The sequence below is a fragment of the Pseudoalteromonas sp. SG43-5 genome (genome assembly GCF_014164345.1).
GTDB lineage: Bacteria > Pseudomonadota > Gammaproteobacteria > Enterobacterales > Alteromonadaceae > Pseudoalteromonas > Pseudoalteromonas distincta.
Map to the genome: position 1 here is coordinate 191339 of NZ_JACJFA010000007.1, position 25614 is coordinate 216952.

The window sequence follows — 25614 nt, forward strand, 5'->3', positions numbered from 1 at the left end:
GGAGCACAAAATGAAAAACCTATTAATTACATTATGCTTACCACTGGGCTTTGGTTGCTCTCAAATACTAGGCACAATGAATACAGACACCGCAACACCACAAAGTGAGCAAAGCAATCAACTGGTGAGTAACCAACGCGACGTTGCAGCGCCTGTTTCTGACGATAACTTATTTCAGTCAGGAATGGCTCCACAGGATAACTACACAAAAGCAACACCGCCAATGCGCAAAAATATTAACCATTATGTGCGCGGCATAATGCAAGACATGGTTGAAAACTTACAGTACGTAAGTGAACAAACACCGTTAGCTGTTTCGAGTTTTGTTTTTTTAGATGAAGACTACAACGATGGTAGCTTACTAGGGAACCAAATTGCAGAAAGCTTCATGCATGAATTACACAGCTTTGGTGTACCCGTTATTGATTTTAAAACAACTGATTATATGCGTGTTACCTCAACAGGCGACTTTGTATTTAGTCGCGACTATTTAGAGCTAAATCAAGATCAAAGCTTTAAATATGTACTTGCCGGTACGCTTGTAAACCATCAAGGTGGTGTACTTGTTAATGCACGTATTGTTGGGCTAGAAAGTAAGGCCGTAGTAGGTTCTGCACAAGGGTTTATTCCACAGTCGGTTGTTGATGCGCTTAATAGCAGCTATCGCACTGATGGCATAATGTTAAAACAAGCAAGCAAGTGAGATAATTATGTATAGTAAATTATTTAACCGCTTTATCGTTTTTTTTGCTTTAGCTAACTTAGCAGGTTGTGCCTTTACTCAAAATAGTGAAAGTGCTGAAATTAATACGCCTTCAACCACACAAGTAAATTATGACCTAGCAAGCATGCTTAAAATAGCCGAGCAAAAATCAACTCAAGATGATGTTAACGGTAATCAATTTACACCACTTCAGCACCATAAAACACTTGCTAACTATGTAGAGCAAATGGCACTTGATTTGGTTGATACGCTTGAATTTGAAAGTGATACCGACACCAATATTAATATTGCCGTTACTACCTTGGTCGATCTTGATTCATCGCTTACTAAAAGCAATCAATTGGGTAATCAAATTTCTGAGACGTTAATTCATCAGTTACAAAAGTTTGGTTATGGCGTGGTTGATTTTAAAACAACCCAAACAATAGATGTAAATAGCCGTGGTGATTTTGCTTTCTCGCGTGATATTGAAAAGCTTAGCGAAGAGCAAATGGCGAGCCATGTATTAGCGGGTACATTAATTTATCGACATGATGCTGTTGTTGTTAATACACGTGTAATTAATGCGCATACAAAAAAAATCGTCGCGAGTAGTCGAAAACTAATCCCAATTTATGTACTAAATAAAGAAGATATATACTTATCAAGCAATTAAGTTCAGTTGTCGCTTGATATAAAAAACCAGATGCCGTTATAATTCAGACCTCTAAGCACACAGCTTATTTGTGGCCTCTTAGTTAAATGGATATAACGGCCCCCTCCTAAGGGGCAGTTGCAGGTTCGATTCCTGCAGGGGCTACCAATTAAATTAATGAGTTATGCTTGTGTAGCACATATGTAGCGTGATGAGTTTATTAAATAGTGGATTACACTCAACTCTTATAATTGTACCTAGCCATTGTTTCACTGATATCAACTAGCATAGATTTATTACGAATAGCCCAGTTAAGAATAAAGTGTAAAAAAGCCGAAAAGTTTTTTAAAGTTAGCCAATAAAGTTAAGTAGAAAGTAGAAACCTCATCAAATTTGAAATTAATTGACCGCTACATCACTCCTGATTTTTTATAAAATATAAATGATAAAGATTTCTAAAAATCAGCTTAACTAATGATGCATTAATTTCTCAGGCTTAATATTATATAGTTTAATTGATTTCTTAACTATTTTTAGGCGTTTCGTAGTTAGCTTGAACGTTCTTCAAAGTGATGTAGTTCAAGGCGTTCACATTCAATACCCGTGGTGTTTTACCTCTAAATGAGCCGTAAGCGTGCTGCTGATTGTAGTGTAGTAATGCCGTCATTCAGGTAAAGTTTAACTTTTGAGATCTCCAAAATCCAAATTAACGGTCGAATAAAACTCTTCTTTGTCGATTCTTTGTGGCCTCTTAACTTTACCATTTAAGTGAGGAGAGCCTGGTTTGTTGGGACGAAATTTAATGTTATGCTCCATCAATTTGAGCAGTACCTTCTCAGCAAAAAACTCCATTGCGCGATCAGTTTGTACCGTCGTGTTGGAAATGGCATTTCTTCTATCACTTTATCGACAAAGGTAAGTGTATTGTTTGCCGTTCTACGTTTAAAGGCGTCTAACACGCGATATCTAGAGCAATCATCAATGGTAGTGTACTGATAAATTCAGGCGCGACTTTACATGTATCCATCTGAATTTAGTCACTAGGAATAGGCCTTTATTATCGAATGAGGTATTTTTCTTTTGCTGAAAAACTATTGGCTTTACTTCGTATTTGGTCAGGACTTTATGAATTGAGTCAAGTGATGGATGAAAGTTATGCTCGTGTAGAAGCTGATTTTGGAGCTTCTAGCACCCATTTTCTATTTGATAATAAATATTAGTGCTTGGGGGTCTGTGAGTACGTCTATGCTGTTTTCTATGTATCGCTGGTAGTAATTTGAAGAGTAGGTCTAGATATACCAACGACGTCAAACTAGACCCACAACATTGTTTTTTCTTAAAGCTCAATCCACTTTAATAGCTGTTGAGTTTCTTTGTTCATAGAGAGATAGTATATTGAAACGATACCTATGAATCACACAATAACCAGCAACATCTTAAAATACAATCTAGGCTAAATTTCACGGAGTAGGGCCCAAGCCCGCATTACCTTTACTGCGAGTGACCGGGGCAACCTTGAGAGGGGTTAGCTCAAATAAACTCAGTTCCGTATTTCCTCCAATTGACTCGACCGATAGGTCATTTGCACCGGGAGCGCCGAATACAAGGTTTGAAAGTACAACTTCGCCGTTATTTACAAAGACCTCAATGGATGTTGTATCTACAATGATATCCAGCATGACAAAGCCATCGCGCGCTTGTACGGGGGACTTTCGAACCTCGCGGTAAACTTTGGGCATCGCATTGGCTATAGCATCCTTATCGCGTTTGACAAAAACAGTGTCATTCGCAAAGTTGTATCCAACGACAGAAAAGTGCCCATTGCCTTCCTTAAGACGGAAGCGGATCTCTTTAGCATCTGAGTCAGCGTCAATCTTAACCCGGAGTCGGTAGGCATCGGATTGAGGCTGAGGAAGTGCCATCTTCGACGCTTCCGTCACCCGAATATTGGATCGAGCTACTGTATTACCCTCAAGTTTGTCGATCGCATTGATGGGCTGCGAGACAAGCTGCGGCTTACCGTCTACAGACCGTAGCATGATGCGCCGTACGATCGAGTTGGCCCCCCCGTGCCACTCATCGGTTGGGAGTTTGGTGGCGTAGGCCCAGTTATTGAGCCAACCAATGGCATAGCGAGAAGCAAGGCGTTCGGCGTCATTGTGGCGAGGGTCTTCCCATGTCACTGCGGCATAAAAGTCGGCGCCGAAGTCTAGCCATTGAGGTTCATCGCTATCCACGGTGAAATTTTTTCCGTCCCATACTCCGGTCCAGTACAGGGTTCCCGTGGTCATTCCTTTTTTAAAGCCGTTCGCGCCAGTTGCCAGCACCCATCGTGTAGTTGCACTGTCACCGTTGACCGACATTTGGAATAGGTCGGGACATTCCAGAATCCCAAGGTCGTCGCGCTCGAACCCAGACTGATACTTCCAATGCTTCAAATCGGGCGACGTGTAAAAGCCGATCTTATGACCCTCAGCCAGCACCATCAGCCATTCATTGCGCGTGTCGTCCCAGATGATCTTAGGATCACGCCAATGCTCGGATCCAGGGTTGTCCATGACAGGATTGTCGTGGTACGCCTTAAATCGATAGCCGCCGTCAGTCGAGACAAAGAGCGACTGGCGCTGTACACCCTCGTGTTGTTGAGTCATGATGGCGATTACAGCGCCAGGTCCGAAGCCTGCAGTGTTATCGATGTCAATTACTGCGCTACCGGTTTCAATGTCGCCGAGGCCGTTCTTGTATTTGTCGATTGCCACACCGTGATCTTGCCAGTGCACAAGATCAACCGAGGTCGCGTGGTACCACTCAGTACCGTTTCCTATGGGATAATCGGCATTGTAGAGGTAATAGTAGTGCCAGATACCGTCAATCAGAATTGGACGCTGGGGATCGTTCATCCAGTGTTTGGCGGGAGTTAGGTGCACCGCGGGCCGATATCTCGCCCAATTAGCTGGGCGCTTGTATTTAGATGATTCTTCTGTCAACAGAGGCAACGGTGAAGAGCTAAACGCTGCTTCAGAACCTAATTCGACGGCCAGCGACATTCCTGAGCAGAACAACACGACCAACACGCAAATTGTCATATACCAGCGACTTGCAAATATTAAAATAAGATTGTGGTTCATAATTCCCCTTATTGGAGCACCGATTACAAAGCAATGTAATTGCGCAAAGGTACTCATTGAGCATGATAGATGATATTGGGCAGTACGAAAAACTTGTAAAATAAGGAAATGCAGTGCTTCAGAAATCACTGCTGTAAAACAAAAAAACAGAGCGACAGTTCGAGAGACTGTCGAATAAGTCGAGCATACCTTTATTTGCCATTCACAAACAAGGGAGAAGAGGATACGCCGGTACATCGCCATCTCCTCTTCCCACCGATAATGGCTGTATAGATTAATTTACTAAAGCTATTTCTTTAGAGGCTTGATCTGTCCACCCGAATTCACATTAAGGTTTGCAGGGATATCGGCCCAACCACCTAGCCCATAACCATTTACGCTATAGGAATAATCAACCTCTGACGAGTCGCCGTTGATTTCTATCCTGACTGTAGGTGCAAGCGTCCCACCGCGACGAAAATTTTCTTGAGTGCCGATCGTGTCGATGAACGATTGGATCAAGCCCCCAGGCATCACGTAGTGCGAGTACGACTGGAATTGACCTGGATGCTGATTATAGTCTGGCGCAAACGGACTACCCGGCCAGTAGTTGAGGTTCGTTGGGTTACCCAGCACCAGTCCGGATCCCTGGTTCATCGGCTGGTAATCGCTGCGAATACCGTTGCCTACGAAACCATATACGCCCTCGGGGCCAGTAATACCTGTTGCGTATGTGGTGCTGTGGCTAATAGTGAAAAGGTAGTACTTGCCATCTTGTTGGTAGATCTGCGGTCGTTCAGTCTGATCGGTGACACAGTTTGCAGATAGAATAGGCGGCAGAAATTCCCACTCGGTTAGGTCGTCGTTCGTAGCCCTTGCCAGACCGACGTTACCGATCTGAAAGGGCGCACCCGATGCATTCACTTGGGTTACGGTTTCTGCATAAGGGTCGCCGTCCCGGTAGCCAAGGTCGTCCGCATCACACTGTGCAGTTGTCCGGTCCATGGCCGAGTTGCCCTCAAATACCATATAGGTCTCACCTGGATGAGCCGGATCTTCGAAAGTAAACGGGTCGCGGAAGTTATAGTAAGGGTTTTGCTCAGCATTTTGGTAGTAAGTGCCGTCAGCCTCGAGTAGCGACGTAACCTTGTTGAAACCGGTGAATCTCACGCCGTGTTTATTAGCATGCACATGGCCTACGCTTAGCGCGAGCCGAGAGTCGTAAGGCTTGATGTCCGGTCCACCGTCTTGATCACGGTAGAAGGCAACATCTGTGAAAAATAACTTTATTTCGCCACCCGGAAAAATACGCGCCGAGCCTGACCACTGGGTCTGGTGGCTGTAAGACTGGTCTTCGAAAATTTCACCGGTGACACCTTCATCGAACACGAGACCACCATAGGTCCAACCACCATTTTCGGGGCGTTGGTCAGCGGAAATCCCAGCCGGCCGATAGAAGTAGCCGATCTTTGCGTAAACGTGGCGGTCATCAAAGCCAAGGCTACGGTCGGCTACTAAAGAAAAAATGATTTCCTGTCCATTGACACTGTACTGATTAGCATCCTCGTCAGTCAGAGGCCAAGAGTCCCATACCCAGACCTGTTCGTTCGACATGTCAGGGAAGTTCTGCGGGATGTCAGGCATAGTGTATTCTTCAGGCATCGAATTCTGACGTGAACCAGCCGTCGGATCAGACATTCGCTTGATTTGGCGTGCATCAGCCCGCGTCCACTTCGCAGTGAAATTACTCTCAGGTGCAAATGCCTCTTGGGTGTGAAATGTCGGCTCGGGACCCGGCTGTAGATAAGGTTCTGCAACAGCTGCCGTTGTTAAGCCCAGAAATGAACACAGAATTGGGATTGTCGATTTACCTATTTTACTATTCATCAATATCTTCTCACTAAATTAAAAATTGTTTCCCGTAAAAGGATGGCCTCAGCCTAATAAGACCCCTGTTATCCTAGTCTAAATCAATTATTTTGAGTGAAAACCAGTTGTATTCACTTGAATATATGTGACTTTTATAGCGAAATCGATTCGGACAAAGGTTGTCTTCTGGAATTAGCCAGGAAATTCGGGCGTAATAATGCCCGCGCTACATGATGTTAGCTTTTTTACTATATACCACTCTTTTAAAAACTTAAACGATTAAGTTTGTTTTTTTGTAATGGTTCACCGATTTAACAATCAAAAACAATCGAAAATATAAATATAAAATACTATTGCATATATGAACTTTCAAATGACAACCTTAATTCATCTTGAATTAAGGTTGCATAGTATATATGGGCTCTATAGTGTTAGTGTTTACTGGCTTTTTTTGTAAGTAACTTAGAGGTAGGAATTTAAAAGTGAATATTAATATTAAAAAAATAAGTTTTTATGCTTGAAAGTTATCATCATTCATTTAAATCTTAACAAAAAAATAATGTATTAATTCTCACGCGGCACCTGTTGAATGAAGGTTTAACTTAATCGATTAAGTAGTTAAGAAGGAAGTTATAATACTTTTTATGCTAACGCTTATGCATTAGAAGAATGAATACCGATTAAAGGATCCCGTGTTGTTATTTTTCGATGAGTCAAAAAGCGATGCCTACCCATAAAATACTGTTGCTTCGAGGCTTGAGGAGCTTTCCTGCTAAGGTTTTAATCTGCAGCATGACGCCAATTAACTCGAAGTGCCCCACTTAGTAAATTAAGTCGCACTAGGTAATTTATCGAACACCACTGCTGAGTTTTTATATCCCAAACATTTTCTTGGCCGAAAGTTAAGGTCTCGTTGAGCGCCAGCAATTTGCTTTGCTGCGATAGGGATCCGTTAAAGTTTTTACTTACCTTAAGTTTTTAATATGGGTTTTATTTGGCGAGGGGGGGGGCAGTTTTTTAGTTTGTTTGCTACCAGCCATGGTCACAGAATTTACTGGTATTACCTACTGTGATCGTGAGGAAATGATGACGGTAGTATCTTAAGATGCAATCATCGCCCGAACTATCCCAGCAGAGCTTTTAGCAGTCACTTTGCGTATCGGATACATTTTTCTTCGACGTTAAATCATACTAACTATGCCCTTCTACCTTGCTCGCCAAACACTAGGTACACATACTAGCCACTGTTAAAAAATTATTTTTAACAGTGGCTAGTCGGCACTCAATACTAACACTATTGGTGATAATAACGTGCTTTGCTAGGCTACTTTTCGCCACGTAATCTATCGCGCTGCATGAAAACATAAATCAACTTATGGTTGAAAGTATGATCAATAATTTTACCCACACCCGGAATGAATTCAGGATCCTAACTTTGGTTCAACCCAAACTCAACTGAGGCTATAGTCAATACTAATACACTATATTTCGCTGCTAGGTAGATAACAGCTTACAACTAACCATCACTTGTAATTTTATCAATCAATTCGCTAAGTACAGCTTCAGCTTTACTTGTTTCTACTTGGCAAGTACCTGCATTTAAATGGCCGCCGCCGCCGTATTTAAGGCACAGTTCGCCAACATTGGTGTTTGAACTGCGGTTAGTTATTGATTTACCTATGGCATACACTACATTTTGCTTTTTAAGGCCCCACATTTTATGAATCGAGATATTGCAGTCGGGGTACATGGCATAAATAACAAATCGGTTTGTGGCGTAAATTGTTTCTTCCTGAGTTAAATCAAGGACTACTAAGTTTTTATGAACGGTAGCGCATTGAGAAATTTGCTCTTTGGCTTTTTCGTTATGCTCGTTATATAAAGCAACACGTTCGGCAACGTCTTCCATTTGTAGGATTTCTTCGATGCTCTGATCTTTACACGCATCAATCAGTTTCATCATTAATTGGTAATTTGAAATTTTAAACTCGCGAAAACGGCCAAGTCCAGTTCGCGCATCCATAATAAAGTTCATTAATACCCAATCGGTTGGGTTTAATATTTCGTCTTTTGAAAACTGAGCAGCATCGCCTTTGTCTACCGCGTCCATCATTTCAACAGAAATATTTGGAAGTTTTTCAGCGCCGCCATAATAGTCATAAACTACGCGAGCTGCTGATGGGGCTTTTGGGTCAATAATATGGTTTTTTATGTCGCTTGAGTTGCGAACGGTTTCGCTAAGGTGATGATCGAATGCTATATGACAGCCTGCAACGTAGGGGAGGTTGGTCGTAATGTCGTTTTCGGTAATGTCTATTTTGCCATCTTGCATATCTTTTGGATGAACAAATAAAATATCGTCAATTAGGTCTAAGTCTTTGAGCAATACGGCACAAACTAAGCCATCAAAATCGCTGCGAGTGACTAGTCTAAATTTATTATTGGGCATAGCTATTCCATCTTTTTAATTGAATTATCAATTAAGTGTAACAGCTAAATTTTTTTTTGAGAGGTTAGCTTAAAAAAATTATAAAAAAAGCCAAAACGTTAGTTTTGGCTTTTGCTTAGCAAGTTTGTATGTGTGGCAAATAGGTTATGCGCCTGGACCACATTCCATACATGAATTTACAATGTCTGGGCCAAATTTAAGTTTGGCGTTTAAGTCGCGAAGAGCGGTGCGTAACCCTTCTTCAATTACTGGGTGGTAAAATGGCATATCAAGCATTTCTGGTACGGTCATTTTGTTGCTACCGAGCTTATAACCAAGATGACGCATATAACAACTTTACACCGATAATAAGTTTTTAGTGGACTGTTGAACAATGTCCATTTGTTTGTGCATTAAATCTCGAACAGCCCTGAGTTCTCGGGGATAAATATAGCCTCCAGAGAGTATATCTAGACTTAGCATTTCAGCTAACCGGCGTGCATCACTATGCTCGTTGGTATATTTTTAACCAGAGTATTGCTGGGTTGCAGCTGGATTCGCTAAGTGAAGTTTAAACTTTGCAGCTATTAATGCATCAACTAACCAATACAAATTAAATGTTGATTCAACAACAAGTCCTGCTAGCTTGTATTTATAAGGGGCTAAAAAGATAAAATGACAGAGATGTCATTATTTAAACGATTGCAGTTAAGTGTTTCACCCTGTTCATTAATGATAGGAATTACACTATTATTTGAATGCAAGTCAACTCCACCCCACCATATAGTTTTATACTAAGCTCCTCTGATAACGTTTATGTCTTGGTCAACACAACTATATCGAAAAACTCTAGGAGCTTTGTATATGATCATCAAATTTTGACTTTATACATCACAATTTTGCCTTGTCATTGTGCTATTTTCTTAGCGCTATAATAGATCACTTATTTAATGCAATTGCTATTAGTTGATTGAGCGTAGCCCATTTTGTTTGTTCCTTTTTTAGTCTCTTTCATCAGTTTTTGTTCAGTTTGCTTATTATAGTGTGTCCCTAGAGTAGATTATTAATTGCTCGAGCTTGGGTTAGTATATGCTTTCACCTTGCTTTTGCTCACTCAAAAGAAAGGGAAATACGATAATGAAACAAATGGCTTCTTTTTTTCATTTATTAATGCGCGCTTTTTTACCGATCAGTGCATTGATTGTGTTAGTGCTAGTTCTGTTTTTAAATCCTTATAATTACCTCTCAATATTCGTCATCATTATTGCTGGTTTTTTTGTGGCACTAGGCATTAAAGACAGGTTGCAAACTAGTAGCACGTTGCTTAGAAATTATCCGGTAATAGCATGGATAAGGCACATATTTTACGACTTACGACCATTTTTACGCCAATACATTGTGGAGGATGATTTAGAAGGTACACCTTACAGTTTTGAAGCGCGTAATCTTATTTATGCTCGCTCGCAAGGTAAAAGTGATACGCGGCCTTTAGGTACAGAACGCAACGTAAAAGAAGATGGTTATACGTGGGTTTGCCACTCTATGGCACCTAAATCTCAGCCAGATACTAAGCCAAGGGTAACTATTGGTAATGAGCAATCTAGCCAACCTTATGAAGCATCCTTATTAAATATATCGGCAATGAGCTTCGGCGCATTATCGGGTAGAGCAGTTGAGGCATTAAATAAAGGCGCTAAAATAGGTGACTTTTATCATGATACCGGGGAAGGAGGGCTTAGTGAGTATCATAAAAAGCATGGTGGCGACATTGTATGGGAGTTAGGCACTGGCTACTTTGGTTGTCGCGACGAGCACGGCAATTTTGATCCAAAGCAGTTTGCTGATACTGCACAAAGTGAACAAGTAAAAATGACTGAAATAAAACTCAGTCAAGGTGCTAAACCAGGCCATGGTGGCTTGTTACCAGGCTCTAAGGTAACTGAAGAAATAGCCCGCACCCGTAAAGTTCCCGCTCATGAAGATTGTTTGTCGCCCGCTGGGCACTCTGCTTTTTCAACACCCGTTGAATTACTTGAATTTGCACAACATATGCGTGAGCTTTCTGGCGGTAAGCCAGTAGGGTTAAAGCTGTGCGTTGGTATGCCCCACGAGGTTATGGCGTTGGGTAAAGCTATGCTTAGCACTGAAATTTACCCTGATTTTATTGTGGTCGATGGCGCAGAAGGCGGTACGGGCGCTGCACCTAATGAATTGTCGGATTGGGTTGGTATGCCTTTAGAGGATGGTTTAGTAATGATGCAAAATATGTTAGTGGGTACGGGGTTAAGGAAGCATATAAAGCTCGGTGCCAGTGGTAAAATTTATAATGGTATGGGCATGGCTAAGCATATTGCTTTAGGCGCTGATTGGTGTAATGCCGCGCGTGCGTTTATGTTTTCCATTGGTTGTGTGCAAGCTAAGCGTTGTGACAAAGGGACGTGCCCTACGGGGATCACCACCCAAGATCCACAGCGCCAACGCTCGTTAGATATAGAAATACAATCACAAAGAGCAGCGCTGTTTCATTCTAAAACGTTAGCTGCATTAGGTGAAATTGTGGGCTCCTGCGGTGGCGTTCATCCTAGTGAGTTAGATCCCCATCAAATTATAACGCGCATAGATGCAGCACAATCTAAGTCAATTATGGAAGTCCATCCATTTTTACCTCCTAACAGTTTGCTTGATACCCCTGGCGATACAGCGTATTGCGATTGGTGGGAAGCTGCTTCTAAAGATACATTTAAGCCAATTAAAAATTTAACCGATGCAATGGGAACAACGTTATTAGCACATAAAAGAGGACATTACTAATGAGTACAACAGTTTCACACGTTATAGCAGACACTCTCGTACAAGCGGGAGCAAAACGTTGTTATGGTATTGTTGGCGACACAATAAATCATTTTACTGATGCGATTAGGCACACCGATTTAAAGTGGGTCAATGTACGTCATGAAGAAGTAGGTGGCTTTGCCGCCGGTGCAGAAGCTTATATGACAGAGCAGCTTGCTGTTTGTGCTGGAACGTGTGGACCTGGCAGCTTACATTTTGTAAATGGTATTTTTGAAAGCCACCGTAATGGTGCCCCTGTTGTTTTAATAGCCTCCAACATTGATAGGGCGGAGGAAGGAATGGATTTTCCACAAGAGTTGGACCAAACCAAAATTTACGAGCAGTGCTCTGTATTTTGTAAGCGTATTAGCCACCCAGATCAAGCTCGGCGTATCGTAACCCAGGCAGCTCAAGCGGCATTGGCACACAAGGGGGTGGCGGTGGTTGTAGTTAATGGCGATGTATTTAAGGAGAAAATAGATGATGATTTGCCTTGGTCGGTTCACCAGCCTCAACCGGTTATTCGTCCAAGTGACGACGAACTCAAAAAGCTTGCTGGTATGATTCTCGATGCAAAGCGCATTACCATTTACGCAGGTATTGGCGCCCGAAAGGCGCATGATCAACTTATTACTTTGGCAAAAAAGTTAAACGCTCCGATAGCTCATAGTTCGCGAGCAAAAGAATTTGTAGAGCCTAATAACCCTTTTAACATTGGTATGACAGGGATTTTAGGAAATCTTGCAGGAGTGCAAGCAATGAGCGATTGCGATTTGTTAATTTGCTTAGGTTCTGACTTTGCCTATACCCAATTTTATCCTGAAAAAGCCCGTATTGTGCAAATCAATAAAGAGGCTAACCATTTAGGGCGCCGTTCGCCTATCGAACTTGGTTTAGTGGGCGATGTTAAAGATACTTTAGCTGCGTTAACCCCACTACTTGAACAAAAATCAGATAATAGACATTTGAATGAATCGCTTGAGCAGTGGAAAAAAGACACTCAGGGCTACAATAAAAAGGCAAAACACGACTCTGACCTTATTCACCCGCAGTACCTGGCGCAGCTACTCAGTGAACAGGCCACTGATAATGCTATTTTTACCGCCGATGGAGGAAGTCCAATGGTTTGGTTATTAAGGCATTTAAAGGCTACAGGAGAGCGCCGTTTTTTAGCCAGTTTATTGCATGGTACTATGGCAAATGCGTATCCTCAGGCATTAGGAATTGCAAATGCATATCCTGATAGGCAAGTAATAGCAATGTGTGGCGATGGCGGGATCACCATGTTATTGGGAGATTTACTTACCTTAGTGCAAGAGAAAATAGCAGTTAAAATTTTAATTTTTAACAATGACTCACTCGGCTTTGTAGAAATGGAGCAAAGGGTAGAAGGCTTACTTGATAGTTACACAGGTCTCTCGAACCCTAATTTTGCTCTATTAGCACAGCAAATTGGCTTGCACAGTTGGCAAGTATCAGACCCTGATGAACTGCCTTCAACGATGCGCGCATGGCTAGATGCAAAAGGACCGGCTTTATTAGAAGTAAAAGTAAATAGAATGGAGTTAGTCATGCCGCCTAAAATAGAAGCAGGGCAGGTAGCCTCTACGGCTTTATTTGGCCTTAAAGCAGTACTAAATGGTCGTACTAACGAAGTAGTGTCGTTACTCAGAGATAACTTTATTAAATAATACAAATCTGCTTATATAGAGAGTCTATCTAACGTTAAGAAAATTGCGCTAGAACTAGGTGATGTTTTTATCTTTTTTGATTCGATTAACAATTAAGTGTAACAACTAAATTTTTTTGAGAGGTCAGCTTAAAAAAATACATAAAAAAGCCAAAACAGATGTTTTGGCTTTTGCTTAGCAAGTTTGTATGTGTGGTAAATAGGCTATGCGCCTGGGCCACATTCCATACATGAATTTACAATGTCTGGGCCAAATTTAAGTTTGGCGTTTAAGTCGCGAAGGGCGGTACGTAACCCTTCTTCAATTACTGGATGGTAAAATGGCATATCAAGCATTTCTGGTACGGTCATTTTGTTTTGTACAGCCCAAGCTAATAAGTGAGCGATGTGTTCGGCTTGTGGGCCAATAAATTCTGCACCTAAAAATAAGCCTGTACCTTGCTCTGCATATACACGCATATGACCTTTGTTTTTAAGCATTACTCGGCTACGGCCTTGGTTTTCAAAGCTTACTTCGCCTACTTCAAAACAACCGCATGGGCCTAATCGGTCAGTAATTTGCTTGTAGCTTTCGCCGACCATGGCTATTTGTGGGTCGCTAAATACAGCTGCAATTTTTGCTCTGCGCAGACCTATACGTACATCTGGGAAGCGCCCTGCATTTTGACCTGCAATAGCACCTTGGTCAGATGCTTCGTGTAGCAGTGGTAGCATGTTACTTGCATCGCCTGCTATAAATATGTTCGACTCACCACACTGCATTGCGTGCGTGTCTGCGTGCGGTACGCCACGTTCATCAAGTTTAATGCCGGTGTTTTCAAGGCCTAGTTTATCTACGTTAGGTACTCGGCCTGTGGCTGCAAGTACGTAGTCAAACTGTTCAGTGTGTTTTTCACCTTGTTTGTCGGTGTAAGTTAGCTGTGCTTTGTCGCCAACTTGCATCATGTCAGATACGTTTGAGTCGGTATCTACAAAAAATTCTTCAGCAAAAACAGTATTTGCGTAGTCTTTTACTACTGGATCTGTAAGTGGGCCAATTGCGCCGCCTACACCAAATAGTTTTACATTTACGCCTAGTCGGCTAAGTGCTTGGCCAATTTCAAGACCTATTACACCAGGGCCAAATACAGCGACTGATTCTGGTAGGTCATCCCAATCAAATACGTCGTCGTTTATAATAAGTTTGTCACCAAAGTTATTAAATACGCCAGGGTATGAAGGGCGTGAACCGGTGGCAATTACAAAGCGTTTTGCTGTAATAATTGTATGGTCGTCTATTTGTACGCGGTTTGCGTCTAAAAATTTAGCGTAACCACGAATTTTATCACCATCTGGTAATTCATCTACGGCTTCTACTACGAATCCTGCAAAACGATCTCGTTCACTTTTAACGCGTGCCATAACTGCTTTGCCATCAATGACAGGCTTTGAGCTATGAACACCAAATGCAGGTGCCATTTCAATTGCGTGTGCGGCTTCGGCGGCTGCAATCAATAACTTACTTGGCATACAACCAACACGTGCACATGTGGTGCCGTATGGGCCTGATTCGATCATTAATACATTTTGTGTGAACTGTTTAGCATTACGATAAGCACTTAAACCAGCAGTGCCAGCGCCTATAACAACAACATCGGTTTGCAATTCTTTCATAGTGGTATCCTTTATTATTTTCAATCTAAGCGATGAGATTGATATAGAGGGGCGCGTACGCCCCTGCTATTTTTTACTTAATTAAGCAAAGTATTTTTCTAAGTCGTCTGAACCACCGATGTGCTTACCACCAATGAATATTTGTGGAACAGTGTCACGACCAGATACAGCTTTTAGACTTGTTAGTGATGCGCCTGCACCCATAACAATCTCTTCATATGCGAAGCCTTTTTCTGCAAGAAGCTCTTTTGCTTTTTTACAAAAAGGACAGCCAGGTTTAGTAAAGATGCTTACAGGTTCTGGTTTAGCTTGCTTAGGGTTGATGTAATCAAGCATTGTGTCTGCGTCAGATACTTCAAACGGGTCACCTGGTAAATCTGGTTCGATGAACATTTTGTCAACCACGCCATCTTTAACAAGCATAGAGTATCTCCAGCTGCGCTTACCAAAGCCTAGGTCGTTTTTGTCTACTAACATGCCCATGCCGTCAGTAAATTCGCCGTTGCCGTCTGGTAATAAAGTAATGTTTTGCGCTTCTTGATGCTCAGCCCATGCGTTCATTACAAAGGTATCGTTTACTGATAAACATACAATTTCGTCAACGCCGTTTTGCTTAAGTACGCCTGCTAATTCGTTGTAACGTGGTAAGTGAGTTGATGAACATGTTGGTGTGAATGCACCAGGTAGTGAAAACACTACAACCGTTTTACCTTTAAAAATTTCATCTGTTGTTACTGATTTCCATTCGTTATTTTGACGAGTTGCAAATGTAACACTTGGGACTGTTTGACCTTCGATATTGTTTAACATAGTTTTTGTTCCTCTTGATTTGTTGATAGCCATTATGGTGAATAATTAAATATAGTTCCAATCGTTTGTTTGTATTAAACTGATAGTTATAAACTATCACGTAGAGCTGAATATGAACTTAAAAGATTTTGAATATGTAAAAGCAATAGCGCAATACAAGCACTTTCGCAAAGCTGCCGATGCATGTTTTGTAAGTCAGCCTACATTAAGTGGCCAAGTAAAAAAACTCGAACATGAGCTTGGCGTTACTTTATTTGACCGCTCAACTAAACAAGTTACGTTAACAGCAAAAGGTGAACGTTTGTTGACGCAAATAGAGATTATTTTAGAACAAACGCAAATACTCAAAGAACTTGCTGCTACTTCTAATGAGCCTCTACAAGGTAAATTAACTATTGGTATTATTCCTACCATTGCGCCTTACTTGTTGCCTGCGTTATTAACATCAATGAAAGCGGCATTTATTGATAGTCAGTTTTCGTTTATTGAGATGCAAACAGCAACAATTTTAGAAGCTTTAAATAATGGCGAACTCGACTTTGCTATTTTAGCCGATGTGCCAGAGCTTATTAATTACCATACGGTTGCTTTATACAAAGAAGATTTTTTAGTGGCGGTATCACAAGATAACGCGCTTTCTAAGCATAAAAAAGTGGCGTTGAGCGAACTTCAAGGATGCAGCCTACTAATGTTAAGTGATGGTCATTGCTTTAAAGATCAAGCCCAAAAGTTTTGTTTTTCTGCGGGAGTCGATGTATCTAACCAGTATAAAGGTAATAGTTTAGAAACATTATTAGCGTTGGTGGCCATGGATGACGGTATTACATTTGTACCAAAACTGGCATGTACCGACCGTGTAGGGATTGATTACTTGCCTATATTCCCTAATCAGCAGCGTAATGTGGTGTTTGCATGCAGAAAGCATTATCCGCATTTATCGGGTGTAGAACAATTGGGCGAGTGGTTATCGGCTCACCCTAATTTAAAAGCTAAATTAACTAAAAAGGTTAATTAAAGATCTTGGCTGATTATTTCTACTACATCGTTAATTTGCACGCCAGGTAGCGGTTTATTGTCAATACTGACTGCTACTGCAGTTTGCTGATAAAGCTGCTCAACGCGAATTTTATTAAGCGTGGTGATGGTGTGCGGCATAACATTACCTGCCGCGTCGGTTAAATAGTTATGGTGAGCAATGCTTAGCATCTGGCCTTTTTTCAAACCATGAGCTTTACCTAAATTAATAACGATTTTGCTATTTTCCATGTGCATTATTTTGCCTTGAGTTGGCAAACACGCCATGGCTGCTTGAATGTCATAACTTACTGCTTGGTTGATATCAGTTATGCTTTGCCCATAAGGCGATTGCCAAAACCTATCACTATTGACGTCAACTATGGTTGTTTTTTCAAATGGCCATATTGCTTGAGTATGGTAACTATTTTGCCAAAGTTGCTCATAGGTAGTGCCATCGAATAATACAAATTCAATGTTGTAACTGCGCTCATACGCCTCGTCTTGCCAAAATGCATAATCGTTATTGAGTTTGTCGCTAGTCGAAAGGCTGGTTATTTGGCTAAGCAGAACATATTGAGCGTTACTGCGCGAAGATATTTCTTCTAATTGGGCATTTGAATAGTCGTGCTGCTGCGAAAAGTACTTATCAACGCTTATTGCATTATTATAGTAAGCAATAGGTACTGCGCTCATTTTTGATTTTTGCAGGGAAGTAAAAATATTTTTGCTAATAGCTTTGCTTACGTCAAATATTTGACCCATTTTGGCGTGTTCACGATGAACAAGTTGGCTTTGTGTAACGGCCACAAACTTATTAAAACTATTTTGTGGGCATTGCTCTGTTTGAGAAAAAATATCGAGCCGTAATGTAACGGCAAATTTATTGTCGTATTTATTTTCGCTGACCAGTTCAATTTTTTGAATTTCGCCGTGGCTGCTAATTTTTAGCTGATCTTGCATTAACACGCCATCTACCAAGGTTTGCACAGAGCTAACCCGTGCGCCAGAGAATACTAACGCCTGTGTAATCGCATCTTTTATAGCGGCAGATTTAGCAGCGCTTGTATCACCATTTTGGACGTTCGCGTGACCCGTTGATTCATACCACTGTGCTTTAGTAAAAGGGGAGAACGTTAATAATGCCGTTGCACTTAACCCTGCAAATGCCAATGATAAAAACGACTTCATAATTTTACTCCAATTAAACGTTAGCTATTAACTAGGTTGAGCAAGGACTGTACCAATGTTATTTGGTAATTATTAGTAATGCTATAAATGGCATTAAACGTGCATATGTACTGCTAATTACTATACAAGGGCTAAATGCTATGCGAGCAATTTCATTACTTATTACACTTGGGTGTTTAACCTTAGGTGGTTGTAGCAGCGTTTTTGATAAGCATGTTGAATATAAATATGTAGAGCCAAATAATTACCCCGTTTTAAAAGCGATAGGGTATGCACCTATTAGCTTGCAAAAAGGTGCTAACTTGTCGCAAAAGCAACTTATGGCCATTAAGGCTTCTAAGCTTGAAGCTTACCGCGAGCTTACTGAGCAAGTCTATGGGCAAAAAATTACCGCAGGAACAACGGTGGAAGGCTCAATTGCTCAAGACGATTACTTAGAAAGTAAAGTGCAGGGGCTTATTAAAGGTGCACAAATAATTAAAACTTACGCAGTAGATGATACTTACGTGACCGAGCTTGAGCTTAATATGAAGCGTGTGCACGATTTATACATAGGTGAAGTAAAACCACGCGAAGTTAAAAAAGTAACGTACTACTAAAAAAGTTATTCAAAATATCTCATCCTCTTATATTGAGTGCTATGCTGTTGTTAGGATTAATTTTAAGCAGATTACGTAGTGCTCAACAGATGTATTTTATTGCCACTTATATTAACAGTGGCTCTGTAAATGGCGATTAAGCCAAGTCATTTAAATCCTCAATTATTTATATGGTGCAAAGCCAATTTGCGCTACCTATTGCTGTTTTTTGTACTCTCCAGTGGTGTGCTTGCAAGCCGACTAACTATTCAATTTAATACCTTTATAGAGCTCATGGGTCAAAAATATGGACCTGCGCGAGCGGCGGTTGCACGCAACTGGCAAAGCATGTTGGTGCAAACTCAAAACAAGCCAGAGCAACAACAAATTCTTATTGTTAATGATTTTTTTGCGCGTAATTTACGCTACCAGACAGATATTTTGCTATGGAAACAAAACGATTATTGGGCAACCCCTTTAGAAACATTAGGCAGAGGCCTCGGTGATTGTGAAGATTACGCAATAGCAAAATATATCAGCTTAAGAGCGTTAGGTGTGAGCGACGACAAGTTACGCCTTATTTATGTAAAAGCAAAAATTGCGGGCACTAACAAAACGCAAGCGCATATGGTGTTAGGTTATTTTGCTACACCAAACGCTCAGCCACTTATTTTAGACAGTTTAATAACAAAGGTTTTACCTGCTGCAAAACGTGTAGATTTAAGCCCTGTTTTTAGCTTTAACAGCCAAGGTTTATGGGCTAATAATTCAACCAAAAGTGTAGCCAGCCCAACAGCAAGACTTTCACGCTGGCGTAAAATTTTGGAGCAGACAACCAAAGAAGGAGTTATGTGGTAATGGCATCATTTTCCTTATCTAAGTATCTTAAAAAACGAAAAATAACACTCAGGCAAGAGCTATGGATTGCATTATTAATTGTTATTTTTGTGGGTTTTATAAGTAGTGTTTTAATTAGTACTAATTCGGCTAAAAATTATTTTTCGACCCAGCTGTACTTAAAAAATGTAGATAACGCCAGCTCACTTGCGTTGATGATCAGTCAATTAGACAAAGACCCCGTTGAGCTTGAATTATTAGTTTCAGCCACATTTGATACCGGTCACTATAAGCGAATAGAGCTACAAAACCCTAATGGTGAGGTGATTGTTAAACGCACATTTACCGATGAGCTTAAAGCGACGGCTCCACAGTGGTTTAGGGCAATGTATGGGTTAAATGTTCAACCAGGGGTTGGGCAAGTAAATAATGGTTGGCAGCAATTTGGAACTTTGTTTATAGAAAGCCACAGTCAATATGCTGAGCAAGCCTTATGGGAAAGTGCGCTTAAACTATTTTTTAGTTTTTTAATTGTCGCTTTTTTTGCTTGTATAGTTAGTGCTTACTTTTTAAGTAGGATATTAAAACCGCTAGATGATGTTGTGTATCAGGCTAATGCATTTGGTGAAAAACGTTTTATTAAATCCACCGTCCCTCGTACATTTGAGTTTGCACGTTTAGTGCAATCTATGAACCAATTATCTACCCGTTTTAGTCGTATTATTAAAGAAGATAGTAAACGTTTAGAAGAGCTTAGATTTAAATCACAACATGATGAGCTAACTGGTTTAGCAAATAGAGAATACTTTGGTGCAACGCTTGAGGCCCACTTACAAAAATCGAAAGATCATGCCCATGGCGCCTTGTTTTTATTTCGGGTTGTAAACCTAGATAAAATGAGCGAACAAATTAGCCGTGTAGAAATGGTTAATTTCTTACGTCGTTTTTCGCAGGTTTTAATCGAGTTTTTAGAATCAAATGAAGCACACTTTTCAGAAAACTACATAGCCCGAATATCACATAATGACTTTACTGTACTGTTTAGTGATACTGATGATATTGAGGTATTGAGTAAAAAAGTAGTTAGGCTCCATGAATCTTTTATTGAAGAGTATAAAAATATTGAATTAGCTATACCGCATAGTTGCACTTACATACAAAAGAATGACACGCGGTTTGATGTATTAAAACGAGCCGATGAACTTTTAAAATCAGCCGATAATAAACCAGGTGTTCAAGCAAAAGTAAGTGACAATAAACAAAAAAGCGAGTTATTTGATGATGCAACGAGTTGGCAAAATGCAATAGAAGAAGCTCTAGATAACAAAGCGCTAGAAATTAACACATACCCAGTAACGAGTTTTACGGGGCAGTTGATGCAAAATCAATTAGGACTGAGCCTAGAGCTTGGCGGGCAAATATATCGGGCAAGTTATTATTACCAATGGGCTAATCGCTTAAAGTTATTAGCGCGTTTAGATTGGGGATTAATTAAGGCGTTGGTTGCTCAGTATAGTATTGAGCCACCAAGTGAGCTGATTTCGGTTGAGTTATCTGCCCAAACATTACTTGATGATGCTGCGCTTGCTTCAATTCTTACCTATCTATCGGCATTTCCTGATTTAGCCTCTAAAATTTGCTTTGATATACGAGAAAGTATTGCCGTCAGCGAAATTAAAATATTTAAAGGCTTTTGTGAAGATGTAAGGTGTATGGGCGCTAAGGTGGCGTTAAAACGTGTAGGTCCTGAATTTACTAAAATTGAAAAAATTCAGGAGTTTGGGCTTGAAATGATTAAGATTGATAGCGTTTATGGGCATAATATTAGTTACAGCCAAGATAACCAAACATTCCTGCGAGGGGTGTGTACGTTAGCGCACTCTATTGGTATTAAAGTGGTCGCACAAGGTGTTACCAGTCAAGATGACCTCGATACACTTATTAACTTAGGCTTTGATGGGGTTATTAAAGAGTAAAAGGGCATTAACCGTGCGGTTAATGCCCTTTTACAACTAACATTAATTGGATGCGGTCGCGTACTTTTAGCTTATTAAATATAGAACCCATATGCTCTTTAATCGTACGCTCTGTAATATTTAAAGATTCTGCAGCCTGTTTATTAGTAGCGCCTGTTACAACAATATCAACTACTTGGCGTTCTCGTTTTGTGAGTAACTCAAGCTCGCATGTACTCGCATATTTAAACGGTGTATTTGATAAAGCTCCCACTAAATTAGATAGTAATTGTCCTGGTAACCATATTCCGCCAGAACAAATAGTCTCAAGTACTTGTTCAATAATTACTTTAGTGGCGAGTGCTTCTACGTATCCTTTAGCTCCTGCTTCAAGCGCACTCCTTAGTTGATTTATTTCTAGTTCGTTGGTCATAACAATAACGAGTAAACGTTGTTGCGAATACTTTTTAACGAGCTCAAGCCAGTTCGGTGTACCGGCTAAAACCCAAATAATACTTGATGCCGTTACTCTGTTTGGTTCTTTTGTGCATATTAAACAACCAGGAAACGCTGCACGCCAGTGCTTCGATTCAAATTCAGGCTGTGTAATAAAAATACTTTGGCGCATTATTTCTCCATTTATTAAATGCTTAACGCTCTGTCATTGCTTGCGATGTAGCTCTAAGAACTGGTTTTAAAAGATACTCAAGTACGGTTTTTTTACCGGTAATAATATCCACTTGAGTGGTCATACCTGGAATAATAGTCAGCTCTTTTGAAAAGTTATTTTTGGTGGTTTTTAGTTGCACCAAATAAAAGGTATTCTCACGATCATCTGTAATGGTATCGGCGCTAATATGTAAAACCTCTGCCTCAAGGCCTCCATATACGGCAAAGTCGTAGGCACTAAATTTTATCATCGCAGATTGCCCAGGGCGTAAAAATGCAATGTCTTTAGGAGGAATTTTTGCCTCTACTACAAGTTGATCGTCAAGCGGGACAATTTCCATAACATCGCTACCGGGCTGTAAAATACCGCCAACAGTATTAACTAATAATCGCTGTACAGTGCCTTTAACAGGAGAACGTATTTCGGTTTGTGTTACTTTATCGGCCAAGCCAGATTCAGTTTCTTTAATTGAATCTAGTCGAAGTAGCGCTTCGGATAGTTCATTGTTCCAACGGTTAATCATAACGAGTTCAACTTCGGTTACTTTATTTTTAGCTTCGTTAATGGCCGAAAGGCTCCTATTTATAACTGCCTTGGTTCTGTTTATCTCGCCGTTTAGATCAACTATTTGGCGCTCTAAACGAATAATATCTATATCTGAGATAGCGCCCGTGCGTAACAATGGGCGAGTAACAGAGAGCTCTCTGTTTGTTAAGCGCAGCGCGCTCGTATGCTGCTCAAGTGCCGCTTTGGCTTCAATGTAATCTTGGTGTCGCTGCTCTAGTTGGCGTTTGTGAATACTTACTTGTTGCTCTAATTCTTGGCTGTTACTCAAATAAAGAGAACGTTCATGTTGCACAACTCTAGGCGCATTTTTAATAACAGACTCACTAAATACGAGCTCCTTTTTTTGAGTGAGTGCTCTGAGTCTCGCTACTTTTGCGCTTAACGACTCAACTTTGGATTGGTTTTCTCTAAAGCTAGAAATAAAGCGGGTAGGGTCTATTTTAATGAGTACATCACCCTCATTTACTATTTGCCCCTCTTTTACATTTATTTTTTCGACCATACCACCATCATAAGATTGAATAAGTTGTAATTTATTGGAGGGAATAACTCGCCCCTCACCACGAGCAACTTCATCTAAATTAGCAAAACCAGACCACACAATAAGGCATATAAACGTTAAACAAATTAAATAGAGCAATAACCTAGCGCTTGCTGGCTCCTGTTGCATTTTTTCCCACTGCGCATCGACTACCCAGTCTTGGCTATTAGGCGGAGAAATCCATCCTTTAAATAGTTTATTAAATATTGATGGCTTGCCTTGTTTTCTTGCTTCTATTGCTCTGCTAACAGATTCAAAGGAGCGCTGTTCAAGTGGTTTTTTATTGTCACTCATGAGGCTTGCTCCACTGTCTTATTATTTAACGCTGCAATTACTTTTTGTTTTGGTCCATCAGCAACTACTTTTCCGTTATCTAAAACTATAATTCGGTCAACAAGCTCAAGTAATGATGAGCGGTGAGTCACCACGATTAAGGTTTTACCTTTAGAATAACCCTTTAAATTATTAATAATTTTACTTTCACTATTATGATCTAGCGATGAGGTTGGCTCATCTAGTAATAGTATTGGAGGGTCGTTAATTATGGCTCTTGCCATACCTACAGCTTGGCGCTGGCCACCTGATAATTGACGACCTTGCTCACCTACTTGTAAATCAAATCCGTCTGGGTGCGAATTAATTAAATCAAATAATTGGCTTCGCTCACAGGCTTCAATAATTTGCTCGTCTTTGGCATGCCAAGCACTCATGGTGAGGTTGTCTTTCAAGGTTCCATAAAACAGGGCAACGGTTTGTGGTAGGTAGCCAATATTATGACGAAGCTCAGCTGGGTCAATTTGATGTATATCATTATTGTCCATCAAAATTGATCCTGAACAGGGTTCGTATAGTCCTAAAATAAGCTTTTCTAATGTACTTTTACCTGAGCCATTGCGTCCTAAAATGGCGACTTTTTCACCGGCTTTAATTTTAAAACTAACGCCGTTGAGCGCATTATGAGATTCGTCAGAGTATTTAAAACATACATCTTTAAATTCTATATCACCCTTTAAAATAGGGTGGCTTAACCAATGCTTACCAGGTGGACGCTCGACCTCTTTTTCCATAATCTCGTTCAGCGATTGCATTGCTATTGCGGCATGATGATATTGTGCTAAAACAGCGGCCGACTGCCCGATTGGGCCCATAGCACGAGACGATAATAGGTAGGCTGCAATTAACCCGCCTTGAGTTAGCTCACCTTCAATAACGAGGTGTACGCCTATTATCATTATTATTACGCCTACGCATTGCTGTATCCATGATGCTGTATTTGATATAGAGCTAGAAACGAGTCGGCTATGTGCGTTTACTTGTGCAATGTAAATGGTCGACTTTTCCCATACAGACTGTGTTTTACACTCTGAGTGAAAGCTCTTTACATCTTCAATATTGGTTAAGCTTTCGACTAATACTGCATTTCGCATTGAGCTTGCTTTCATTGTTTGTTCTGAAAGAGCCTCAAGTTTGCGGTGTGCGGCTATAGCGTAAGCTAATAATATAAGTGCGCCCGCTATAATGGGTAAACTTAGGGGTACGCCAATAATGGCGATAACAATTAAATATAAAACTACGAATGGTAAGTCGACTAATGCGACAAGCGTTATGGAGCTAAAAAAGTTACGTACAGCTTCAAATGATTGAATGTTGCTAGCAAAGGAGCCTGCGGACGATGGGCGGTTTTTTAGTTTCATACCTAATACCCGCTCCATTATTACAGCCGATACTTTGACATCTATTCTACTGGCAGCAAGCTCTACAAAGTAGCCTCTTACTAAACGCAAAACAAAGTCAGCAGTGAGTGCTATTAAAATGCCAATGGCAAGTACCCATAAGGTTTCTGTTGCGTGGTTGGGCACTACGCGGTCATATACGTTCATTACAAATAAAGGCATAGCAACCGACAAAAAACCCAAAGCAACAGCCGAAATAATTACGTCCTTATAAAGTGAGCGGCATTCTTTAATTACTCCCCAAAACCATCCGTCTTTTGATAGTTTTTCAAGTACAGGTGTTCGCTCATCAAATGCAAACTCTGGTTGAGCATAAATAACTAAACCTACACTGTTAGCAGCTAACTCATCAATGCTTTGTTCGATAACTGATTCTGTAAGTTCTGGGTAAATTACACTCACCAACTGTTTATCGTAATCAATAGAATTAATAACACAGGCTTGGTTATCTTTTAAAATTAAGATGGCAGGTAGCAGTGCTGTATTAATTTTTTGTAATGGCTTATTAACTACTTTTGATTTAAAGCCGATGCGCTTTGCTGCGCGCGAAAAACCTGATGGAGTAAGATTTCCATCAGTTAGAGGAAGTCCATTTAATAGTGCTTCTCTTGAAAACTCTTTACCATGATGACGACATAAAACTGCTAGGCAGTCAACGAGGATGCCACCATGATCAAGTACATCGTTTAATTCCATACACCATCCAATGTTATGTAGAACTGCATAGGATTGTTACTAGTAAACCTAAACTCGACTTAAATATTTCATGCCGAGTTTAGGT

17 protein-coding genes, 1 tRNA gene and 2 pseudogenes are annotated in these 25614 nt (G+C 40.6%); 9 read left to right on the forward strand and 11 right to left on the reverse strand.

Going from position 1 to position 25614, the window contains the following annotated elements:
• The first annotated feature begins 10 nt into the window (after positions 1-10).
• The 3 genes from H5161_RS10095 (at position 11) to H5161_RS10105 (ending at position 1526) form a co-directional block, all read left to right on the forward strand.
• Positions 11-703, forward strand: coding sequence for a FlgO family outer membrane protein (locus tag H5161_RS10095; RefSeq protein WP_182769191.1), 693 nt, complete (start codon positions 11-13; stop codon positions 701-703).
• A 7-nt stretch (positions 704-710) separates the two neighbouring features.
• Positions 711-1379 (forward strand): FlgO family outer membrane protein, encoded by a 669-nt coding sequence (locus H5161_RS10100; RefSeq protein ID WP_182696094.1) that lies wholly within the window; start codon positions 711-713, stop codon positions 1377-1379.
• A gap of 72 nt (positions 1380-1451) precedes the next feature.
• Positions 1452-1526, forward strand: a tRNA-Arg gene (locus H5161_RS10105).
• Between the two features lie 525 nt (positions 1527-2051).
• On the opposite strand, the pseudogene H5161_RS20125 reads toward H5161_RS10105, so the two are convergent.
• From H5161_RS20125 to H5161_RS10125, 5 genes and pseudogenes are all read right to left on the reverse strand, one after another.
• Positions 2052-2543 (reverse strand): annotated as a pseudogene (locus H5161_RS20125) (DDE-type integrase/transposase/recombinase); the annotation flags it as partial.
• Between the two features lie 275 nt (positions 2544-2818).
• Complete coding sequence (locus H5161_RS10110; RefSeq protein ID WP_259398688.1) at positions 2819-4486, reverse strand: glycoside hydrolase family 32 protein; 1668 nt, start codon at positions 4484-4486, stop codon at positions 2819-2821.
• Between the two features lie 288 nt (positions 4487-4774).
• Positions 4775-6352: a glycoside hydrolase family 68 protein gene (locus H5161_RS10115; RefSeq protein WP_002961343.1), complete on the reverse strand. Its 1578-nt coding sequence runs from the start codon at positions 6350-6352 to the stop codon at positions 4775-4777.
• Positions 6353-7850: 1498 nt separating this feature from the next.
• On the reverse strand, positions 7851-8783 hold the full coding sequence (locus H5161_RS10120; RefSeq protein ID WP_002961341.1) for a hypothetical protein: 933 nt from the start codon (positions 8781-8783) through the stop codon (positions 7851-7853).
• 144 nt (positions 8784-8927) lie between these two features.
• Positions 8928-9083: pseudogene (locus H5161_RS10125) on the reverse strand (dihydrolipoyl dehydrogenase); the annotation flags it as partial.
• 816 nt (positions 9084-9899) lie between these two features.
• Here H5161_RS10125 and H5161_RS10130 point away from each other — a divergent pair.
• Together H5161_RS10130 and H5161_RS10135 are read left to right on the forward strand one after the other, a co-directional pair.
• Positions 9900-11573, forward strand: coding sequence for an FMN-binding glutamate synthase family protein (locus H5161_RS10130; RefSeq protein WP_220490830.1), 1674 nt, complete (start codon positions 9900-9902; stop codon positions 11571-11573).
• Positions 11573-13285 carry a thiamine pyrophosphate-dependent enzyme gene (locus H5161_RS10135; RefSeq protein WP_165723556.1) on the forward strand — a complete coding sequence of 571 codons (1713 nt, stop codon included), beginning with the start codon at positions 11573-11575 and terminating at the stop codon, positions 13283-13285. The genes H5161_RS10130 and H5161_RS10135 overlap by 1 nt, the downstream gene beginning before the upstream one ends.
• 203 nt (positions 13286-13488) lie before the next feature.
• Here H5161_RS10135 and H5161_RS10140 read toward each other — a convergent pair whose 3' ends face one another.
• Positions 13489-14937, reverse strand: a complete 1449-nt coding sequence (locus H5161_RS10140; RefSeq protein ID WP_182769193.1) for a dihydrolipoyl dehydrogenase — start codon at positions 14935-14937, stop codon at positions 13489-13491.
• Between the two features lie 81 nt (positions 14938-15018).
• On the reverse strand, positions 15019-15747 hold the full coding sequence (locus H5161_RS10145) for a glutathione peroxidase (protein ID WP_182692706.1): 729 nt from the start codon (positions 15745-15747) through the stop codon (positions 15019-15021).
• Between the two features lie 112 nt (positions 15748-15859).
• On the opposite strand from H5161_RS10145, the gene H5161_RS10150 reads away from it, so the two are divergent.
• On the forward strand, positions 15860-16762 hold the full coding sequence (locus tag H5161_RS10150; protein WP_182769194.1) for a LysR substrate-binding domain-containing protein: 903 nt from the start codon (positions 15860-15862) through the stop codon (positions 16760-16762).
• Here H5161_RS10150 and H5161_RS10155 read toward each other — a convergent pair.
• Entirely contained in the window at positions 16759-17952 is a 1194-nt protein-coding gene (locus H5161_RS10155) for a flagellar assembly protein FlgT (RefSeq protein ID WP_149602267.1), read from the reverse strand. The two genes, H5161_RS10150 and H5161_RS10155, sit on opposite strands and share 4 nt — an antisense overlap.
• 140 nt (positions 17953-18092) lie before the next feature.
• On the opposite strand from H5161_RS10155, the gene H5161_RS10160 reads away from it, so the two are divergent.
• The 3 genes from H5161_RS10160 to H5161_RS10170 all read left to right on the forward strand — a co-directional run bounded on the left by H5161_RS10160 (position 18093) and on the right by H5161_RS10170 (position 21343).
• Positions 18093-18551: an LPP20 family lipoprotein gene (locus tag H5161_RS10160; RefSeq protein WP_024593173.1), complete on the forward strand. Its 459-nt coding sequence runs from the start codon at positions 18093-18095 to the stop codon at positions 18549-18551.
• Between the two features lie 129 nt (positions 18552-18680).
• On the forward strand, positions 18681-19388 hold the full coding sequence (locus H5161_RS10165; RefSeq protein WP_002961331.1) for a transglutaminase-like cysteine peptidase: 708 nt from the start codon (positions 18681-18683) through the stop codon (positions 19386-19388).
• Positions 19388-21343: a LapD/MoxY N-terminal periplasmic domain-containing protein gene (locus tag H5161_RS10170; protein WP_182738854.1), complete on the forward strand. Its 1956-nt coding sequence runs from the start codon at positions 19388-19390 to the stop codon at positions 21341-21343. Before H5161_RS10165 ends, H5161_RS10170 begins: the two co-directional genes overlap by 1 nt.
• Positions 21344-21362: 19 nt before the next feature.
• On the opposite strand, the gene H5161_RS10175 is transcribed toward H5161_RS10170, so the two are convergent.
• The 3 genes from H5161_RS10175 to H5161_RS10185 are packed head-to-tail and all read right to left on the reverse strand — an operon-like array spanning position 21363 to position 25529.
• A complete protein-coding gene (locus tag H5161_RS10175; RefSeq protein WP_138488691.1) occupies positions 21363-21950 on the reverse strand; it encodes a response regulator transcription factor in 588 nt (195 codons plus the stop codon).
• Between the two features lie 22 nt (positions 21951-21972).
• Positions 21973-23394 (reverse strand): HlyD family type I secretion periplasmic adaptor subunit, encoded by a 1422-nt coding sequence (locus H5161_RS10180; RefSeq protein WP_182693280.1) that lies wholly within the window; start codon positions 23392-23394, stop codon positions 21973-21975.
• Positions 23391-25529 carry a type I secretion system permease/ATPase gene (locus tag H5161_RS10185; RefSeq protein ID WP_182769195.1) on the reverse strand — a complete coding sequence of 713 codons (2139 nt, stop codon included), beginning with the start codon at positions 25527-25529 and terminating at the stop codon, positions 23391-23393. Before H5161_RS10185 ends, H5161_RS10180 begins: the two co-directional genes overlap by 4 nt.
• Positions 25530-25614 lie beyond the last annotated feature (85 nt).

Bases quoted from the DNA above. Each gene is read 5' to 3' on its own strand.
- H5161_RS10110 (WP_259398688.1), bottom strand. From the start codon at position 4,486: ATGAACCACAATCTTATTTTAATATTTGCAAGTCGCTGGTATATGACA.
- H5161_RS10160 (WP_024593173.1), top strand. From the start codon at position 18,093: ATGCGAGCAATTTCATTACTTATTACACTTGGGTGTTTAACCTTAGGT.
- H5161_RS10140 (WP_182769193.1), bottom strand. From the start codon at position 14,937: ATGAAAGAATTGCAAACCGATGTTGTTGTTATAGGCGCTGGCACTGCT.
- H5161_RS10100 (WP_182696094.1), top strand. From the start codon at position 711: ATGTATAGTAAATTATTTAACCGCTTTATCGTTTTTTTTGCTTTAGCT.
- H5161_RS10120 (WP_002961341.1), bottom strand. From the start codon at position 8,783: ATGCCCAATAATAAATTTAGACTAGTCACTCGCAGCGATTTTGATGGC.
- H5161_RS10115 (WP_002961343.1), bottom strand. From the start codon at position 6,352: ATGAATAGTAAAATAGGTAAATCGACAATCCCAATTCTGTGTTCATTT.
- H5161_RS10095 (WP_182769191.1), top strand. From the start codon at position 11: ATGAAAAACCTATTAATTACATTATGCTTACCACTGGGCTTTGGTTGC.
- H5161_RS10180 (WP_182693280.1), bottom strand. From the start codon at position 23,394: ATGAGTGACAATAAAAAACCACTTGAACAGCGCTCCTTTGAATCTGTT.
- H5161_RS10185 (WP_182769195.1), bottom strand. From the start codon at position 25,529: ATGGAATTAAACGATGTACTTGATCATGGTGGCATCCTCGTTGACTGC.
- H5161_RS10165 (WP_002961331.1), top strand. From the start codon at position 18,681: ATGGCGATTAAGCCAAGTCATTTAAATCCTCAATTATTTATATGGTGC.
- H5161_RS10170 (WP_182738854.1), top strand. From the start codon at position 19,388: ATGGCATCATTTTCCTTATCTAAGTATCTTAAAAAACGAAAAATAACA.
- H5161_RS10175 (WP_138488691.1), bottom strand. From the start codon at position 21,950: ATGCGCCAAAGTATTTTTATTACACAGCCTGAATTTGAATCGAAGCAC.
- H5161_RS10135 (WP_165723556.1), top strand. From the start codon at position 11,573: ATGAGTACAACAGTTTCACACGTTATAGCAGACACTCTCGTACAAGCG.
- H5161_RS10150 (WP_182769194.1), top strand. From the start codon at position 15,860: ATGAACTTAAAAGATTTTGAATATGTAAAAGCAATAGCGCAATACAAG.
- H5161_RS10155 (WP_149602267.1), bottom strand. From the start codon at position 17,952: ATGAAGTCGTTTTTATCATTGGCATTTGCAGGGTTAAGTGCAACGGCA.
- H5161_RS10145 (WP_182692706.1), bottom strand. From the start codon at position 15,747: ATGTTAAACAATATCGAAGGTCAAACAGTCCCAAGTGTTACATTTGCA.
- H5161_RS10130 (WP_220490830.1), top strand. From the start codon at position 9,900: ATGAAACAAATGGCTTCTTTTTTTCATTTATTAATGCGCGCTTTTTTA.